Origin of the sequence: Sphingosinicella microcystinivorans (genome assembly GCF_003634215.1) — a bacterium.
GTDB classification, from domain to species: Bacteria; Pseudomonadota; Alphaproteobacteria; order Sphingomonadales; family Sphingomonadaceae; genus Sphingosinicella; species Sphingosinicella microcystinivorans.
Genome location: NZ_RBWX01000007.1, coordinates 509,337 through 526,356 on the forward strand (window position 1 = coordinate 509,337; position 17,020 = coordinate 526,356).

A 17,020-nucleotide genomic window follows, 5' to 3' on the forward strand; every position below is an offset into this window, starting at 1 on the left:
GCGATGTCACGCCCGCGCGAAAATGTGCTACCTTCTAGCCCGGCGGCCAAAGGCCCCCGCCCGCGCCGCCGGAACGAGGGGAGGGAGATATGGGCAGACTGCTTGTCGGCAGCCTCGTCGCTGCCGTTGCAATGTTCCTGATCGGCTTTGTGTTCTACGGTACGCCTTTGTTCTCAAACGCCTACAAGACTGCGCCGTTTGAAACGCAGATGACGGTGCAGGAGGCGCTGAAGGGGCTTCCCGCGAGCGGCACCTATTTCATTCCGACAGGCGTGGACGAGGCGGCCATGGCGGCGCACCGCGCGGGGCCGACGGCGATGCTGCGCGTCAACCTGCAGGGCTCCGAGATGGTGGACCCGATGGCGATGGTGAAGGGCTTTGTCCACATGGCCGTCTCGGCCTTCCTGCTTGGGCTGCTGCTCCTGCGCGTCGCGCCAAAGATCTGGAACTTCGGGGAGCGGATGGCGATCGTGGTGACAGCGAGCCTCGCGATCGTCGTCTTCGTTCGTCTGGGCGAGCCGATCTGGTTCGGCGGGGACTGGACGTTCACGCTCTACGTGGCGGTGGTGGACCTGATTTCGCTCAGTGCCGCGGGCTTCATCCTCGCGAAGTGGTTCCTGCCGAAGTCGTATCCAGCAGGCTGAGGAAGCGGTCGGCGGCGTCGAACGCAGCGCGGCGCGCGGCGCGTGCGGCTGTGGCTTCGGCGTCGTCACCCCATTTTTCGGCCTGATACAGCTCGTCGAGGTGCCCTGCGGCGAACGCCGCCTCCGCATCCGTTTCGCGCTCGGCGAGCGCAAGCGCGATGACGAGCGAGCCGGCTATGGTGACCAGCGGCTGCATCGCCGCGAGCTTCCAGGCGTCCATACCCTGAAGCGCCGCGCCGAGGCGCTGCACCGCTGCCGGTTCCTGAGCGATATGCGCAATCCCGTCCGTCACGCGGAGCGCGGCGTCGTAGCGGGAGCGCGCAAAGCTGACGAACGGGTCCCAAGCCTCGGCCTGCCGCGCGGCGAGGTCGGCGGGCGTGTCGGCGCGGTAGCAGACGAGATCGGATTCGCCGTAAGCGGCGAGGCTCGCCGCGAAGGCCTGAGGGTCCGGCTGCACATGATCGATCGCAGCATTCGCGAGCCCGGTCATCGGCATTGTCGCGGGCAGGATTTCATCGCCCTGCGCATCCCACTCCTCCGCAACCGCGGCGGCGAGCGCGGCGGTCGGCAGTGAGAGCAGCGCGCGCTTCGGTGTGCGTACAGGCCGCGCATCGAGTGTGATCTTCCATGCGCCGTCTTCGGGAACGGCGGCAACCGCCGTGTAGAACCGCTTCACTTGTCGTATGTCTCTGTGCTGCGCCAGCGGCGGCGCAGGATCGCGGGAAGCAGCAGCGCTTCGAACAGGCCGAACAGGAACAGAACCTTGCCGAGAAGTTCGTCCGGCGCGCCGCCAATCCCGATACGCCAGAGGTAGAGCCCGAACGCCATGATGCCGAGGCCGCCGACACGCAGCACGTTCAGAAACACCCAGCGCCGTTTTGCAAGATCGTTCATGCCTGCCGCTCCAGCTCGGTGATGAGTGCGCTGAAATCGGTGGCGACGTGGCGTGCGCCTGCTGCCGTCAGTTCCTGCGGCTCGTGATAGCCCCAATCGACTCCGATCGCGTCTGCGCGCGCCGCCACTGCCATTTCCATGTCGAACACGGTGTCGCCGATCATCACCGTGTTTTCCGGCCGGGCGCCGGTTTCCGCCATCGCCGACTGGATCATCGACGGGTGCGGTTTCGATGGGTGCCGGTCCGCAGTCTGCAGCGTGACGAAGCGGCCGTGAATCTCGTGGTGCATCAGCGTCAGCGCGAGACCCCGATCGGATTTGCCGGTAGCGACGCCAAGCAGCCAGCCGCTGCGTTCAAGATGAATGAGTCCATCCCGAACTCCCGGATAGAGCGGCTCGGCTGCCAGCCCGCCGTTCGCGCGGCGGCCCTGGAAGGCGAGCTTGTAGTCTTCGGCAAGCCGGCTGTGAAAATCCGCCTCTGCATCCGGCAGCAGTACGGCCATGGCCTCGGCGAGCGACAGGCCGACGACGCGCCGCACGGCGTGCGTGTCCGGCGCATCAAGGCGGTGCTTCGCGAACGTATCCGCCATGCAGTCGATGATGTTCGCCTGGCTGTCGACGAGCGTGCCGTCGCAATCGAAGATCGCGAGGCGGAGGGTCATTTCTTGCTCCGCGTCGGCGCGGTGCGTCCGCTGCCCCGGCGGTTGCGGTGCGAATCGCGACGTTCGCGGCGGGCGTCGCGTGCCTTGTGGCGGGCTTTCCGCTCTTCGGCGCCCGGATCGACGAGCTCCTCCTCAAGCGGCAGGTCGCCAATCGAGGCGTCGAAGCCGATGGTGGCGAGGCTTTCGGCGAAGTGCGGTGCGGGATCGGCCTTGATGTCGAGCATCTTGCCGCCCGGCAGCTCGATCACCAGCCGCCGCGCGTGCAGGTGAAGCTTCCGCGAAACGCTGCCCGAAAGGAAGGCTTCCTTGCCGCCGTATTTCGCATCGCCGACGATAGGATGGCCGATCGCGGCGGCATGAACGCGAAGCTGGTGCGTGCGGCCGGTGAGCGGCTGCATTTCGAGCCAGGCCGCGCGGCTTGCTGCACGCTCGATGCGGCGATAGCGCGTCACGGCACGCTGGCCCCCGGCTTCATCGATATGCATCTTCTCGCCGCCGGTGCCGGGCTGCTTGCTGATCGGCAGGTCGATCATGCCGTCGCGGATATCGGGCACACCCATCACGATCGCCCAGTAGAGCTTTTTCGCGGTGCGTCCCGCGAACGCCTTAGAAAAGTGCGCCGCCGCGCGCGACGTCCGCGCGAGGAGGAGCACGCCGCTGGTGTCCTTGTCGAGCCTGTGCACGAGCTTCGGTCGGTCCGTGCGGTCGAACATCAGCGCGTCGAGCAGCCCATCGACATGCTCGGTCATCTTGGTGCCGCCCTGCGTCGCTAGCCCCGCGGGCTTGTTGATCACGATCGCGTGCTCATCACGGTAGATGACCAGGCTTTGCGCGAACTCGATCTGGTCGTCCGTCAGCTGTCGGCGCTCCGGCTTCTTCACCGACATGATCATCGGTGCCGCCGCTTCGGCCGGGGGCACCCGGATGCTCTGCCCCGTTTCGATGCGGTCGCCGGGCTGCGCGCGCTTGCCGTCCAGCCGAAGCTGGCCCGTACGCGCCCACTTGGCGACCGTCGTGAAGCTGGTGTCGGGCAGGTGCCGCTTGAACCAGCGGTCGAGCCGGATGCCGTCATCGTCTTCGCCGACGGTGAACTGGCGGACGCTGTCGCTTTCGTTCTGGCTCATGCCAATGCCTTCCCAATGAAAAGCGCGGCAATCGAAAGCGCGACCGAAGCTGTCACGTAGCCGATGGCGGTCAGCGCCGCCCCGCGCTCCAGCATTGCCACGACGTCGAGCGAGAATGCCGAGAATGTTGTGAACCCGCCGAGTATGCCAACGCCGAGCAGGAGGCGCACCGGCTCGCTGCCGCCGCGCTCCGCAAGGATACCGACAAGCAGGCCCATCAGCAGGCCGCCGACCACGTTGACGATCAGCGTGCCCCACGGGAAGCTCGGCCCCATCAGGCGCAGCGACGCCATGCCGACGCCATGCCGTAGCATCGCACCCGTGGCGCCCCCGATTCCGACGATCAGGAAATGTTGAATCATGGCCCGGGCTTCTGAGCCATAGGGCGTCGTCCGTCCACCCTTGTTGTAGCGGCTCCGCGGGTTCCGGACATTTCGAATGCGTCACAAATAATCGTCGGAATAAATTACACAAATTTACGAATATAACGATCACGAAACGCCAAACAAAAGAAAACAACTAATAAATATCGTTGGTATAAATATTGCTTGAAATCATTTCGTTAGGGGCGTGGGATTTTATTACGGGAGGTTAACATGAAAAGAGTCGCTGTGACTATTTCTTCTGTTTGCGCCTTATATTTCGTTTCGCTTCCGGCACAGGCTGCCTTGATAACGGATGGATTTACCTTTTCCGTCGCGAGTGCTGACGATGATTTCAGCGTTGGCACGCATTTCCATTCGAACACCGGCGGCGCCTTCGGGAACCCGGCGGGCAAGGCGGAGGTCGGTCGTTATTCGAGCGAAGAGGTGCGGGGTCTTTCGGAGTATGATCTCACGGGCCTTGCCGCATCGCCCGCCGCCTTCGTGACATTCAACGTGTTCAAGGCGGGCGGGCTCTTCACCGGCGTGAACGACACGCCGTTCGATGGCACTATCGACATCGAGATATACGAGGGCAACAACACCGAGGATCTCTCGGACTTCGAAGCGCCGATGGCTGCCTATGTGATGAGCTTTACCACTGCGGGCCTTTCGGTCGGCGACGTGATCAGCGCCGACATCACGACATGGTTCAATCAGGCGATCACTGATGGTTGGACCAGCCTTGGCGTCCGCCTGCGCAACGAGCCGCTGCACGGCACGAGCCAGGCGTGGACCTTCGATCTGTTCCGCCTCACGACGGAAGACGAGTCGACGGCGATTCCAGAGCCGGGCGTGCTTGGCTTGTTCGGCATGGGAATTCTGGCGTTCGCCATGGCCCGCCGTCGCCGCTCCTGAACAGAAAAGGTCGTTTCAGGCCGAAGCGGAAATCGGCCTTTATAGCACCCCGAATGTCCAGCCCTCGGTGTGGGCGATCACCGCATCGAGGGTTTCGGGGTGCCAGTACGCAGGCTTATCTGCAATGGCACGGAGGCCGGCGGCTGCCACGAGAACGTCGGTCTGGTTGTCGTTCAGTTCCATGCGGCTGCGCATCGCGCGTGTGCCGAGCCCGGCCAGCGCCGCGTTGAGATCGGCAAGGCTGCGCAGCTTCAGCCCGCGCCTCCCGGAGAGGCGGATGAAGGCACGGCAATAGATTTCGACGAGGAGAGAGCCTCGGGCGGGCGGCGGATCGAACGGCCACACCGGCACGCGCCCGGCAAGATGGTGCAGCAGGCGCATCCCCGCGAAGCTCGCTTTTGCCACCTGCGCCGCGCCGATCGCGTCGAAAACGGTGGAAGGCTTGCCGCCCCCGCCGGCGTTGAATGCGGCCTCGCATTCGCGCAGGTGCATGAAATCCGCCTTCGTGCCGTCCGCCTTGCCGAAGTAGAAATGGCGCCGGAAGCTGCGCTCCAGAAACGAGGCGGCGCCGAGGTCTTCGTCTTCGCAGGCGGCATCCACAAACGCCCAGAAGGACCGTGCATTGTTGGGCGCCGCGTCGCCTGGCAGATAAGCCCCGCGCGCGACGAACGGCGGCGCGAAGCTGAAATCCATGCCCACGAGCGTCGGCGGACCGTCGGCGAGCGCCGCGATCCAGTCCAGCACCTCCGTGCGCGACCAGACATGACCGGGCTTCACCAGCCGGGGCGCTGCGTCACCCGCTTCGGCAATGCCGATCGCGATGCCCTTGTGGCGGCTTCCCTTCGCGCCGGACCAGTCGATCGCGGCAAAGCGCGCGAAGCGGCTCAAGCCTTCTTCCGGCCGCGCGGTCTGGGCCTGCCCGCCTGCCATGCGTGAGCGCGTTCGATCATGGCGCGCACGCGCTCGGGGTCATCGGTGTCGTAACGGACGAGCACGGCGGGCCAGCCTTCATAGTGCGGAGATTGCCAATAGGTGGCGGGTTCGGTTTCCTTCAGTAACAGGACCGTGTCCATGTCGATCTGCAGGCAGAAAGAGCCCGGCTCGTGCCCCGTGTTCACGAACGCGCGGCCGTTCACCTTCACGGCGGGCTGGCTGTAGCTTGTGGAAAGCTCCGCGCCGGGCAGCGTCAGCGCAAACGCGGCAACGCTGTCCCAGTCGAGGCTCATTTCAGTGTTTTCAGGACCGACGCGACAAAGTCGGCGATCTCGAAGCGGCCGCCGGCGTGGTCCTCGCCGCGGCGCACGATCACGATGTTGCGGCTCGGTACGATCACGATGAACTGGCCGCGGTTGCCGAACGCGCCGAACGTATCCTTGGGGATGTCGTCCCGCGCGTTCAGCAGCCAGAAGGTCGCGCCGTAGCTGACGCCCGCTTCGCCCGGCTGCGGACCGGAAGGCGTGCTGACGTAACGAACCCAGCCTTCGGGCAGCAGGCGCTCCCCGTTCCACACGCCGTCGTTGAGGTACAGAAGACCAAGCCGCGCGAAATCGCGCGCCGTCGACCAGACCTGTGAGGAGAGAATGAAATTGCCGCGCCAGTCGGTTTCCGCAAACGTGTGCGTCATACCGATTTTCCAGAACAGCTCGGTGAACGGGAAGGCGTTGTATTTGGCGTCGTCCCCGATCACTGCGCGCAGGCCATAGGCGGCGAGCAGCGTGTCGTTGTTGGCATAGCGGAAGCGCGTGCCGGGCTTCGCCTCAAGCGCCTGTCCCGGCACGTTCTCTCCAACGGTCGTGCCGCCGAAATAGATCGCATCGGTGCGGTTGCCCGCGAAATCGCTGTGGAGGCCCGAAGCCATGCGCAGCAGGTTGTCCGTGGTGATCGCGGCGCGCGGGTCGCCGGGCGTCTGCCATTCGGGAATAGGCGCGGGCTTGGCGGGGTCGATCAGACCTTTGTGTGCGGCAACACCGATCAGCGTGCCGGTCATGCTCTTGGCGGCGGACCACGTGCGCTGCGGCACATGTTGTCCGAAGCCTTCGGCGTATCGCTCGGCGACGATGTGGCCGCGCTGCACGATAACGACGCCGGTCGTGTTCGATGTCGCGAACGCCTCGTCGATCGCAGCGGCCAGCGCCTTTGCGTTGCCCTTCGGTTTCGCCTCGGCGCCGACGTCGCCATAGGGCCAATCGGGCGCGCGGATGAATTGCGGCGGGGACACGGAGAGTGTCGGCAGGTTCACCGCTGTCGCACCGATGGGTAGACCGCTGCAGCCGAGCCATGGGCGCCACGCCGCGATGCGCGGCGGCATGGTGGGGTCGAAGCTCACGGAGACGGTTTTCGCCGTTTCGTCGATGCGCGCTTCGAGATCGGCGAGCAGCGGCGCGACATTCTCCTGCGTGCCGGCAAGCTCATGCCCGGCGATCGCCTCGGGCGTGCGCCCGGCATTGAACACGCCGCTGCAGGTGAACTGCGCCTTGTATCCGGCAGCGAGCGCGCGATTGTAGGGGTCGGCGTCCGCTGCAGCCGCCGCGCTGCTCAGCAGCATCAGCGCTGCGACAAGGCTATTTCCGTTCACGGCGTTCCTCCCACCAGGCCAGCCGCTCGCTGACGCGCTTTTCGAAGCCCCGTTCGGTGGGGCGGTAATAGGTTTCAGGCCGCATCTCTTCTGGCCAGTAATTGTCGCCCGAAAAGCCGCCTTCGGCGTCGTGATCGTAGGCATAGTCCTTGCCGTAGCCGATGTCTTTCATCAGCTTGGTCGGCGCGTTCAGGATGTTTGCGGGCGGCATCAGCGATCCCGTTTGGCGTGCGCTGCGCCATGCCGCTTTCTGCGCCACATAGGCGGCGTTCGATTTGGGCGCGGTCGCGCAGTAGAGGCAGGCCTGCACGATCGCGAGTTCGCCTTCGGGGGAGCCGAGGAAGTCGTAGGCATCCTTCGCTGCCATGCACTGAATGAGCGCCTGCGGATCCGCGAGGCCGATATCCTCGCTTGCGAAGCGCGTGATCCGGCGCAGCACGTAAAGCGGTTCCTCGCCCGCCGTCAGCATCCGCGCGAGATAATAGAGCGCGGCCTGCGGATCGGACCCGCGCATCGATTTGTGAAGCGCCGAGATGAGGTTGTAGTGGCCTTCGCGGTCCTTGTCGTACACGGCGACGCGGCGGTGGAGAAGGTCGCGGAGCCCTGCGGGATCGAGCGGTGCGTCGAGGTGCACCGACATCAGCGTTTCGATCTGGTTGAGCAGGAAGCGGCCGTCGCCGTCCGTGGAATGGAGGAGGGCTTCGCGCGCCTCGGGCGTCAGGGGCAGGGGGCGTCCGAAATCCGCTTCCGAGCGTTTCAGAAGCTCCTCGAGCGCCGCTTCGTTCAGCCGGTGGACGAGCAGCACCTGGCAGCGCGAAAGGAGCGCGGCGTTGAGTTCGAAGCTGGGGTTCTCGGTGGTGGCGCCGACCAGCGTCACCGTGCCGTCCTCCACGAACGGCAGGAAGCCGTCCTGCTGCGCGCGGTTGAAACGGTGGATCTCGTCCACGAACAGCAGCGTCTTCTGCCCCAGCTTCGCGTACTCGCGCGCCTCGGCAAACGCCTTCTTCAGATCGGCGACGCCCGAGAACACGGCGGAGATCTGCACGAAGCGCAGGCCCACGGCATCGGCGAGCAGGCGTGCGATCGTGGTCTTGCCGGTGCCCGGCGGCCCCCAGAAGATGATGCTCGAAAGCTTCCCCGCCGCAACCATCCGGCCGATCGCGCCCTCGGGCCCGGTCAGGTGTTCCTGCCCGACGACATCGGCAAGCGTGCGCGGCCGCAGCCGCTCTGCTAGCGGCGCGTCCGCAGCGGGCGCCGCATCGGTTTTCGGAGAATCCTTGGCGAAGAGATCAGGCATGAGGCGCGGACTTTAGTCGTCTCGGGCGCAGCGCAAAAGCGTCTTGCTTTCGATATTCTAAGATATATCTTAGAGTCAATTTAGTGAGTCGAAAGGTATCAAAGATATGATGGGACATAGACACGGCCACCATCCGCGGTGGCGCGGTCGTCGCGGTTGGGGCGGCTTCGCCGAGGCCCTCGCCGGACTCGGCGCCGCAATGGAAGACGACGAGCGCGGACGCGGCCACCGCCGCCGCCGCCTCGGTGCGGGAGAGCTGCAACTTCTGCTGCTGTCGCTGATCGAGGAATCGCCGCTGCACGGCTATGCAATGATCGAGGCGATCGAGGCCCGCACCGGCGGCGCCTATGCGCCGAGCCCCGGTGTCGTCTATCCGACGCTCACCCTGCTCGCCGACATGGAACTCGCCGAGGAGCGCGCCGATGGCAGCCGGAAACTCTACGCGGCAACGGCAAAGGGCAAGGCGCACCTCGACGAGCGCCGCGAAGACCTGAACGCCCTCCTCGAACGGCTGGATGCTGCAGGCGAGGCCAATACCCGCGCCGACGCTGCACCGGTCTGGCGCGCGATGATGAACCTCGGCTCCGTGCTCAAGGGCCGCATGTGGGACAGAGGCGCCGACCGCGAGGCGATGCTGGAGGCCGCGCGCATCATCGACGAAGCCGCGCACAAGATCGAAAGGCTCTGAACATGGCGACCGCAACCGCCGCCGTGCCGACAGCAAACGGCAGCCGCTACATGCAGCAGCTCTGCAAGCATTGGAGCCACAAATTCGAGGTGACGTTCGATGCCGCGCAGGGCCGGGTCACGTTCCCCGAAGCGACGGTCATCATGACTGCCGAGCCGGAGGCGCTCGCCGTGGTTCTCGATGCGGACGATGCGGGCGTTCTCGAGCGGATGAAGGACGTGGTGGCGAGCCACCTCGACCGTTTCGCCTTCCGCGAGGCGCCGCTTACGTTTCGGTGGCTTGCCGCCTAAATCGCGTCGCGCGCGCTGGTGGTCCTGTCGAGATCACCCTCCCAGTGCGCGACCGTGGTGGTGACGGCAAGGTTCGCGCAAACGTTCGGCACCGTGCGCGTCATGTCGAGCAGGCGATCGAACGGCAGGATGAAGCCGACGATCAAGGCCGCCTGCTCCATTGTAACGCCGACGGAATTGAGGACAGCGGCGAGCATGAACAGCGAGGCCGATGGGATCGGCGCAGTGCCGAACGCGGCGAGCGCGCCGGTAAGGAAGATGACGAGGAGCATCCCCACGTCCGGAACGATGCCGAGCGCCTGCAGGCTGAACACGCTGAGCAAGCCGACATACATCGCCGTCCCGTCCTTGCCGATGCTGGCGCCGATCGGCAGGACGGTGGAGGCGATGGCAGGCTGCACGCCCAGATTGTCTCGTGCGACGCGCAGCGCCACGGGCAGCGTTGCTGAAGATGACGAGGTGGAAAAGGCGACCGCGAGTGCGTCCGCGATGCCCCGGAAGAAAACCTTGAGCGGCATCCCCACGATGCCGCGGATCAGCGTGCTGTGCACGAAAGCCATCTGGACCAGTGAACCGAGCACCACGCAAAGTGCGAGCAGTCCGATGTTGGTGAAAACAGCGAGGCCGTTTGCTGCGATGGCACCTGCGGTAAGCGCGAACACGCCGAACGGCGTCGCTTCCATGATGACGCGGATCATCTGGAACAGCACGTTCGCCGTTGATTGCAGCAGACCCGCCAGAGGTTTCCCGGCCTCCCCCGCGAGGATCGTGCCGATCCCGAGGAGCAGCGAGAAGAAGATGATCGCAAGCATGTCGCCCGCGATCAGCGCCTCGAAAACATTGGTAGGAACGATACCAACAAGCTGGTCATAGGTGGATTTCGGTACGCCGAGCGGTCTCGGTTCGGCGGCCCCGAGGTTGGCGCCAATTCCCGGCTCCACGATGAGCCCGGTAATCATGCCTATCGAAACCGCGATAGCGGTCGTGACCGCGAACAGTCCGATGGTGCGCACCCCCACAGAGCCGAGACGCTTGGGGTCACCGAGCGAGGATACGCCCGAGGCAATCGTGACGAACACGATCGGGACGACGAGCATCCGAATGAGACGGATGAACAGATCACCGAGGATGGCGACCGTGTCGGTTGCGGCGGGCCAGAGCAGGCCGAAGGCGACGCCAAGCGCGAGGCCGCCGAGAACCCGCTTCCACAGCGCGATTTGGAACCATCCGCGAATGAGTGTCACAGGCAGGTTCCGGCTTTCGGCGTGCGCGCCAGCGCTCGGCCTGCGGCGATGCCGGTGGGCGCGCCGTCTTCCACTGCGACCCTGCCGTTCACGATTACGGTGCGTATGCCTTTGGCGAACAGCGTCGGCTGCGCATAATCGGCGCGCGGCGCAAAGGTGACTGGATCAAAGGCGATCACGTCCGCGAATCCACCGGGCTTCAGCGTCCCGCGTCCCTCCAGCGAAAAGGCGCTCGAGGGAAGGGCGGTGCTGCGTTCAATGAAATCCCGAAGCGAGATGACTTTGTCCGCCTTCACGTACTTTGCGTATTTGCGTGCATACGTACCGTAAAGGCGCGGATGGCCTATCGAGCCGTCCGAACTCGTCATCACCCACGGCTGTTTCATGAAAGCGGCAATATCCGCTTCGCTCTGGTTGAACGAGGCGACGCCCACCTGTGCGCGGCGCAGGATGGCGATGGCGGCGTCGATGGGTTCGGCGCCGCTTTCCTTCGCGATCGCTTCGAGCGTCTTGCCGACGAGATCGTCCGGTCCGGAGGTGATGAGCAGCGAAGCGGCGCCGCCCCGCCGGCGCAGGTTCTCGCGCATTTCGGGGCGAATGCGCGCAAGCGTTTCCGGCTCGTCAAAGCGCTTCAGCATCGCGGCGCGTCCACCGTCTTCCGCCCAGCGCGGCAGCAGGGAGGCCGAGAGGCCAGTGCCGGACGCCGACCATGGATACTGATCCGCATGAACGATCTGACCGGCGGCGCGAGCAGCCTCGATTTTCGCGATGATCGCAGGCGCCTGCCCATGCACATCGACACCGAGCGCCTTGATATGCCCAATATGGGCCGGCATTCCCGCCTCGCGGCCCACGGTGATGGCTTCGTCGATCGCGACGGAGAGCCCGATCGTGTAGCTCGATTCATCTCGGATGTGGCTGTCGTAAATGCCGCCGCGAATGGCCGCTTCCTTTGCGAGCGCTATGACTTCATCCTGCTTTGCAAAGCTCTGCGGCGCGTAGAAAAGGCCGGTGGAAAAGCCGAGCGCACCGCTGCACATCGCGGAAGCGACAAGCTGCTTCATTTCGGAGAGTTCTGCTGCCGTCGGTGCCCGGTCATCCTGCCCGATCACTTTGCTCCGAACGGCGCCAAACCCAACATAGGTTGCGTAGTTGATCCCTACCGGACGGGTTGCGGCGGCGCCAAGCAACCTTCCGGTATCCGGGTCACCATAGCCGTCGTTGCCGATGAACGCCGTGGTCACACCTTGCATCATGAACGGCAGAACGAGCCGCTCCGTCGCGTCGTCGCCGCCGAGCATGCCGTTCACGTGCGTGTGCGTGTCGATGAAACCCGGGGCGATGATCAGGCCCTTCGCGTCGATCACGCGCCCAGCGTCACCGGGCGCCTTTTTACCCACGTAGGAAATTCGGTCGCCGCTAATTGCGACATCGCCGACGAACGGTGCATCCGTACCAGTGTAGATGGTACCACCCTTCAGCACGAGATCGGCTTCGGCCGCCGAAGCGGCGAGGAAGGGCGTCGTCGTGAGCGCAGCGGTGGCGACAGCCGCGCGCACCTTGTTCTTCAGCCCTCGAATATCCATCGCACCCCCCTCGCTTGCGCTGCTTATCCGCCAGTCTGACTGTGGAGATGCACCACGGGAAAGAAAAGCGGACATGAATTCATATACGTTTGCATGCTCATAACTGGCGGCTATGCACCACCCCACAACGCGGAAGAGGGCGGTGCGAGAATTCCGTTCGTGCAGATGGTTCCGCCCGTACGGTCGTTCGCGAGCCAGACAGGACCATCGAGATCGGTGAACGCAGCGTCCGCCGCGATGATAAGCGCGGGCGCGATGCTGAGCGACGAGCAGATCATGCACCCCGTCATCAGGCCCATGCCCTTTGTGCGTGCGGCATCCGCGAGTTCCAGCGCCGCCGTGAGCCCGCCGGTCTTGTCCAGCTTGATGTTGATGACCTGATATTTCTGCATGAGGGCATCGAGATCGCCGGCGACATGAGCGGATTCGTCGGCCGCGATCGGCACTGCTGAGCGAAAGCCTTCGAGCGCGGCATCCTCGGCGGCGGGAAGCGGTTGTTCCAGCAGATCGACGTTGAGGTCGATGAGCAGTGACTGCAGGTCCCGTACCTCGGCGATCGTCCAGCTCTCGTTCGGATCGACGATGAGCTTCGGCCTCGGCGCGGCGGTGCGCACCGCCCTGATCTGCGCGGCGGGGTCGCTGCGATCGACCTTCACCTTGATGAGCGGCACGTCCGCAAGCTTCAGCGCGGCGGCGCCCATGGCTTCGGGCGTGTCGAGACTGACCGTGAGCGCGGTCGGCGTCGGGCCAACCGGTGCTCTGCCGATGAGCGCGGTGACGCTTTTTCCGGCAATCCGGGCTTCGAGATCCCAGAGCGCACAATCGACGGCGTTGCGGGCCGCGGACGGCGCCATCAGCGCGTTGATTTCCGTACGTTCCGCACCGGCCTCGATCGCGCTGCGAGCGCTTTCGATTGCGGCGAGCGCGCTTTCGATCGTCTCGCCGTAGCGTGGATAAGGCACGCCCTCGCCGCGCCCGACATGACCTTCTGCGGCGATTTCGACGGTGACGACATCAGCGGCGGTCTTCACCCCGCGCGAGATGCGGAACGGTGCGATCAGCGGGAAATTTTCGCTGCGGGCGATCAGGCTTCGCATGTGAGTATCCGCTCGATGATGGGTTCCACGCCCATGGTCACCGGATCCACGCAAGGCAAGCCGAAAGCGTCCGACGTTTCGGCGCAGAGTTGCGCTGCCGCCTCGGGCATCATTTTCGAGGTGTTGAGCGCGATGCCGACGGCTTTCACATCGGGGTTGGTGAGGCGCGCGGTGCGAAGGTTCGCTTCCAGGCAGTCGGCGAGGCGCGGCAGCTGATAGTGCGGCAGGCCGCGCATGTGCGGTCGGTTCGGCTCGTGGCACAGCACCAGTGCGTCGGGCTGCGCACCGTGGAGGAGCCCGGTGGAAACGCCGGCGAACGAGGGGTGGAACAGCGATCCCTGGCCCTCGATCAGATCCCAGCCGCCATCGTTGCGCGCGGGCGAGATGTACTCGATCGCACCCGAGATGAAGTCCGCCACCACGGCATCGAGCGGAACGCCGGCACCCGCGATGAGGATGCCGGTCTGGCCGGTCGCGCGGAAATCGGCCGGAATGCCGCGCGCCTGGAGGGCGCGGGCCAGGTGGAGCGTCGTGTACATCTTGCCGACCGAACAGTCCGTGCCGACGGTGAGCAGTCGCTTCCCTGCGCGGCGCTCGCCGTTGCCAACGGGAAGGTCGTGCGCGGGGTCGCGCACGTCGAACAGTGAGACGCCCTTCGCCTGCGCAGCGGCGACGAGGCGTGGTTCATCGCGCAGGCGCTGGTGGAGGCCGGAGGCGATGTTGAGACCTGCCTCGATCGCTGCCAGCGCATCCTGCACCAAGTCCTCGCCCAGCTTGCCGCCCGCGTTCGCGATGCCGAGCACGAGCGTCTTCGCGCCTGCCGCGACGGCCTGTTCGATGGTCAGGCGGGGGAGGCCGAGCGTGAGGCCGCAACCATCGTGGCGAAACTCGCCAACGCAGTCTTCCCGTCGGAAAACGGCGAGCCCGCGCGATGTCTTGATCCCGATCTCGTCGTTTGAATGGCCGAGATAGAGGAAATAGGGACTGGGGATCATCGCGCACCTTCTATCATGCAATCTGTAGCCTGGATGCGATAGCCGCGCGGCGCGCGCCCGGCTTCATATCAAGCGCCGTCACCCCTATAACGCGGGTCTATAGGGCCTCGATGACCTCGCTCAGAACCTTCAGAAATGCCGTCGCAAGGCCGGACGGCGGTCGGTTCTGCAGGTGAACGGCGTGGATGTCGAAAGCCAGAGAGGGAAGGATAGGCCGATACGACAGGCCGGGTGTCTGCGCCGCCTGCGCCGTAAAATTATCGACGATCGTCATGCCGACACCCGCCTTCACCAGCGCGGAGGCGATGTAGAAGGTTCGCGCCGAAACGATTTCACCCAGTTCCACGCCCACGCGCTGGAGCTCGGCGGAGAGGAGCCGGCCGATGGGGCCGCTCTGGATCGGGCTGATGAACGGACGGTCCTTCAGCATCTCGAGCGGGATGCGCGGCGGCGCATCCGGCATGTCCGCCTCGCGGTAGAGGATGACGAGTTCGCCCTCGCCAAGCCAGCGGTGCGACACGGGCGCGGCAGGGGGCACCTCGTAGCTGACGACGATGTCCGTCTCGCGTTCGTAGAGCTTGCGGACCATGTCGTCGTGGTGGACCGTCTGCAGATCGAAGCTGACACCTTCGTGATCGCGGAGGAAACGGGCGACGGCCTCCGGCAGCGCGCTGAGACTGAGCGAGGGGAGGGCAGAGACGCGCAGGGTGCCGCCGCGTCCGTGCCGCAGGTTCTGGCTCGCCTGTCGCAACGAATAGACGCGTGTCTGGATTTCGTCGACCTCCGCGAACAGTGTGTGCGCGTCTTCGGTCGGCACGAGCCCGCTCTTGGCGCGCTCGAACAGTGGGAAGCCAAGCAACATCTCTGCGTGGCGAAGCACCTTTGTCACCGACGGCTGCGAAACGTTGAGCGCACGCGCCGCCGCACTCACGGACCCGTTGCTGTAAACGGCGTGGAAAATCTCGATGTGACGCAGGTTGATCATGGATGGCCTATCCTCCCGTCCGGGATGGGTGCGCGTCAATACCGATTGCGATGCCGGTGCCGGATCGAGTTTAAGCGCAGGGAATGAGAATCGTAACATGCGGGGATGACATGGCGGAAAATCTGGTCGCGATCTTCCTTGACCGGCAGACGGCATTCGGCGCGAAGCCGGCGATCGTCTGGCGGGATACGCCGGTGATCGACTTCGCAGGGGTCCCCGCGATGATCGGGCGCTACCGCGCGGCGCTCACGGCGCTTGGCGTGAAGCGCGGTGACCGGGTGATGGTGAAAACCGAGAACTCGCCCTCGTTCGTCTACACCTATCTCGCCGTGCTCGCGTCGGGCGCGATCTTCGTCCCGATGAACGCGGCATACACGGCCGCCGAGGTGGCGCTGCTGATCGAGGACGCCGAGCCTGCGCTGCTTGTTCATGCCGCCGCGACTCCGGTGCCCGGCCAGGATGCGGCGCCGGTGAAGCGCATGACGCTGGAGCCCGACGGATCGGGGTCGCTGCCCGATCTCGCGCTGTCGCTCGAACCGGACCTCTCGATCGAGGCGGTTGCATCCAGCGATCTCGCCGCGATCCTGTTCACCTCGGGCACCACCGGGCGACCGAAGGGCGCGATGCTGAGCCACGGCAATCTTTCGAGCAACGTCGCGGCGCTGCACGAGGCGTGGCATTTCTCGTCGGACGATTCGATCCTGCACACGCTGCCGCTGTTTCACGCGCACGGGTTGTTCGTGGCGCTGCACCTTGCGCTCTACAATGCCGCGACACTGGTGATGCTGCCCAAGTTCAACGCTGCCGACGTGATCCAGGGGCTCGGGCTGGTGAGTGTGTTCATGGGCGTGCCGACCTTCTATGCGCGCCTGCTCGCCGAGCCGGCCTTCGACCGCGATGTCTGCGGCACGATCCGCCTGTTCGTCAGCGGCTCTGCACCATTGCTGCCGTCTGTTTTTGAAGCGTTTGAGGCGCGCACCGGCCACCGTATCCTCGAACGCTACGGCATGACCGAGGCGTTGATGATCACTTCCAATGCCTACGCGCAGGAGGGCCGCATCGCGGGCACCGTTGGCTATCCGTTGCCGGGCGTGTCACTGAACGTTGTCGACGCCGACAGGAACCGGCTACCGGCGGGAGAGGTCGGTGAGATCGAGATCAAGGGGCCGAACCTTTGCGCCGGCTATTGGCGCCGGCCTGAGGCGACGGCGGAAAGCTTTTACGCGGACGGCTTCTTCCGCACGGGCGATACCGGGCGCAAGGATGCGGACGGACGCGTGACCATCGTCGGGCGTTCGAAGGATCTTATCATCTCGGGCGGGTTCAACGTTTATCCGGCTGAGGTCGAGATCCTGCTCGCCGAGGTGGCGGGTGTCGTCGACGTCGCCGTGTTCGGCGTGCCGCATCCAGATTTCGGCGAGGCGGTTGTCGCGGCGGTGACGGTCGATGGACCGGACTTCGATGTTGCCGCCCTGGAAGCGGCCGCGGCAGCGAACCTCGCGCGCTTCAAGCAGCCAAAGGCGATCCACGTGCTTTCCGAATTGCCGCGCAACGCCATGGGCAAGGTCGTGAAGACGGAGCTGCGCAAGCGCTACGCGGAAAGCTTCACAAGTTCGTAGGCTGATGGTCGGTCCAATATACAGCGTTTGAGGACGAGCA

19 protein-coding genes are annotated in these 17,020 nt (G+C 65.0%); 5 read left to right on the top strand and 14 right to left on the bottom strand.

Annotated elements, in window-relative coordinates:
- Nucleotides 1-89: 89 nt before the first annotated feature.
- Nucleotides 90-644, top strand: a complete 555-nt coding sequence (locus DFR51_RS02840) for a hypothetical protein (RefSeq protein ID WP_126494586.1) — start codon at nt 90-92, stop codon at nt 642-644.
- Here DFR51_RS02840 and DFR51_RS02845 read toward each other — a convergent pair.
- Genes DFR51_RS02845 through crcB form a run of 5 tightly spaced genes read right to left on the bottom strand, consistent with a single transcriptional unit; the run spans nt 598 to nt 3,686 of the window.
- Nucleotides 598-1,320: an ATP12 family chaperone protein gene (locus DFR51_RS02845; protein WP_121047524.1), complete on the bottom strand. Its 723-nt coding sequence runs from the start codon at nt 1,318-1,320 to the stop codon at nt 598-600. The two genes, DFR51_RS02840 and DFR51_RS02845, sit on opposite strands and share 47 nt — an antisense overlap.
- Nucleotides 1,317-1,538, bottom strand: coding sequence for a hypothetical protein (locus DFR51_RS02850; RefSeq protein WP_121047525.1), 222 nt, complete (start codon nt 1,536-1,538; stop codon nt 1,317-1,319). Before DFR51_RS02850 ends, DFR51_RS02845 begins: the two co-directional genes overlap by 4 nt.
- Nucleotides 1,535-2,200: an HAD-IA family hydrolase gene (locus DFR51_RS02855; protein WP_121047526.1), complete on the bottom strand. Its 666-nt coding sequence runs from the start codon at nt 2,198-2,200 to the stop codon at nt 1,535-1,537. The genes DFR51_RS02850 and DFR51_RS02855 overlap by 4 nt, the downstream gene beginning before the upstream one ends.
- Nucleotides 2,197-3,324 carry an RluA family pseudouridine synthase gene (locus DFR51_RS02860; RefSeq protein ID WP_121047527.1) on the bottom strand — a complete coding sequence of 376 codons (1,128 nt, stop codon included), beginning with the start codon at nt 3,322-3,324 and terminating at the stop codon, nt 2,197-2,199. The genes DFR51_RS02855 and DFR51_RS02860 overlap by 4 nt, the downstream gene beginning before the upstream one ends.
- Complete coding sequence (crcB, locus tag DFR51_RS02865) at nt 3,321-3,686, bottom strand: fluoride efflux transporter CrcB (RefSeq protein ID WP_197723700.1); 366 nt, start codon at nt 3,684-3,686, stop codon at nt 3,321-3,323. The genes DFR51_RS02860 and crcB overlap by 4 nt, the downstream gene beginning before the upstream one ends.
- 306 nt (nt 3,687-3,992) lie before the next feature.
- On the opposite strand from crcB, the gene DFR51_RS02870 reads away from it, so the two are divergent.
- Nucleotides 3,993-4,604 (top strand): PEP-CTERM sorting domain-containing protein, encoded by a 612-nt coding sequence (locus tag DFR51_RS02870; protein ID WP_197723701.1) that lies wholly within the window; start codon nt 3,993-3,995, stop codon nt 4,602-4,604.
- A 39-nt stretch (nt 4,605-4,643) separates the two neighbouring features.
- Here the strand turns inward: DFR51_RS02870 and DFR51_RS02875 are convergent, their stop codons facing one another.
- From DFR51_RS02875 to DFR51_RS02890, 4 genes are read right to left on the bottom strand one after another with little or no spacing between them, the layout of a single operon-like run.
- Entirely contained in the window at nt 4,644-5,534 is an 891-nt protein-coding gene (locus DFR51_RS02875; protein ID WP_121047529.1) for a hypothetical protein, read from the bottom strand.
- Complete coding sequence (locus DFR51_RS02880) at nt 5,489-5,830, bottom strand: MmcQ/YjbR family DNA-binding protein (protein ID WP_121047530.1); 342 nt, start codon at nt 5,828-5,830, stop codon at nt 5,489-5,491. Before DFR51_RS02880 ends, DFR51_RS02875 begins: the two co-directional genes overlap by 46 nt.
- Nucleotides 5,827-7,179 carry a serine hydrolase domain-containing protein gene (locus DFR51_RS02885; protein ID WP_243445589.1) on the bottom strand — a complete coding sequence of 451 codons (1,353 nt, stop codon included), beginning with the start codon at nt 7,177-7,179 and terminating at the stop codon, nt 5,827-5,829. Before DFR51_RS02885 ends, DFR51_RS02880 begins: the two co-directional genes overlap by 4 nt.
- Nucleotides 7,166-8,476 (bottom strand): replication-associated recombination protein A, encoded by a 1,311-nt coding sequence (locus tag DFR51_RS02890; protein WP_121047532.1) that lies wholly within the window; start codon nt 8,474-8,476, stop codon nt 7,166-7,168. The genes DFR51_RS02885 and DFR51_RS02890 overlap by 14 nt, the downstream gene beginning before the upstream one ends.
- A 106-nt stretch (nt 8,477-8,582) precedes the next feature.
- On the opposite strand from DFR51_RS02890, the gene DFR51_RS02895 reads away from it, so the two are divergent.
- A complete protein-coding gene (locus tag DFR51_RS02895) occupies nt 8,583-9,164 on the top strand; it encodes a PadR family transcriptional regulator (RefSeq protein WP_121047533.1) in 582 nt (193 codons plus the stop codon).
- 2 nt (nt 9,165-9,166) lie between these two features.
- Nucleotides 9,167-9,454, top strand: coding sequence for a DUF2218 domain-containing protein (locus DFR51_RS02900; RefSeq protein WP_121047534.1), 288 nt, complete (start codon nt 9,167-9,169; stop codon nt 9,452-9,454).
- Here the strand turns inward: DFR51_RS02900 and DFR51_RS02905 are convergent.
- From DFR51_RS02905 to DFR51_RS02925, 5 genes are all read right to left on the bottom strand, one after another.
- Nucleotides 9,451-10,698, bottom strand: a complete 1,248-nt coding sequence (locus tag DFR51_RS02905; protein ID WP_121047535.1) for a dicarboxylate/amino acid:cation symporter — start codon at nt 10,696-10,698, stop codon at nt 9,451-9,453. The genes DFR51_RS02900 and DFR51_RS02905 overlap by 4 nt on opposite strands.
- Nucleotides 10,695-12,284, bottom strand: coding sequence for an N-acyl-D-amino-acid deacylase family protein (locus DFR51_RS02910; RefSeq protein ID WP_121047536.1), 1,590 nt, complete (start codon nt 12,282-12,284; stop codon nt 10,695-10,697). The genes DFR51_RS02905 and DFR51_RS02910 overlap by 4 nt, the downstream gene beginning before the upstream one ends.
- 110 nt (nt 12,285-12,394) lie before the next feature.
- On the bottom strand, nt 12,395-13,381 hold the full coding sequence (gene dgcA, locus DFR51_RS02915; RefSeq protein ID WP_121047537.1) for an N-acetyl-D-Glu racemase DgcA: 987 nt from the start codon (nt 13,379-13,381) through the stop codon (nt 12,395-12,397).
- Nucleotides 13,369-14,376 (bottom strand): N-acetyltransferase DgcN, encoded by a 1,008-nt coding sequence (gene dgcN / locus DFR51_RS02920; RefSeq protein ID WP_121047538.1) that lies wholly within the window; start codon nt 14,374-14,376, stop codon nt 13,369-13,371. The genes dgcA and dgcN overlap by 13 nt, the downstream gene beginning before the upstream one ends.
- 97 nt (nt 14,377-14,473) lie before the next feature.
- Nucleotides 14,474-15,358, bottom strand: a complete 885-nt coding sequence (locus tag DFR51_RS02925) for a LysR family transcriptional regulator (protein ID WP_121049649.1) — start codon at nt 15,356-15,358, stop codon at nt 14,474-14,476.
- An 86-nt stretch (nt 15,359-15,444) separates the two neighbouring features.
- On the opposite strand from DFR51_RS02925, the gene DFR51_RS02930 reads away from it, so the two are divergent.
- Nucleotides 15,445-16,980 (top strand): AMP-binding protein, encoded by a 1,536-nt coding sequence (locus DFR51_RS02930; RefSeq protein WP_207790668.1) that lies wholly within the window; start codon nt 15,445-15,447, stop codon nt 16,978-16,980.
- Nucleotides 16,981-17,020: the final 40 nt, after the last annotated feature.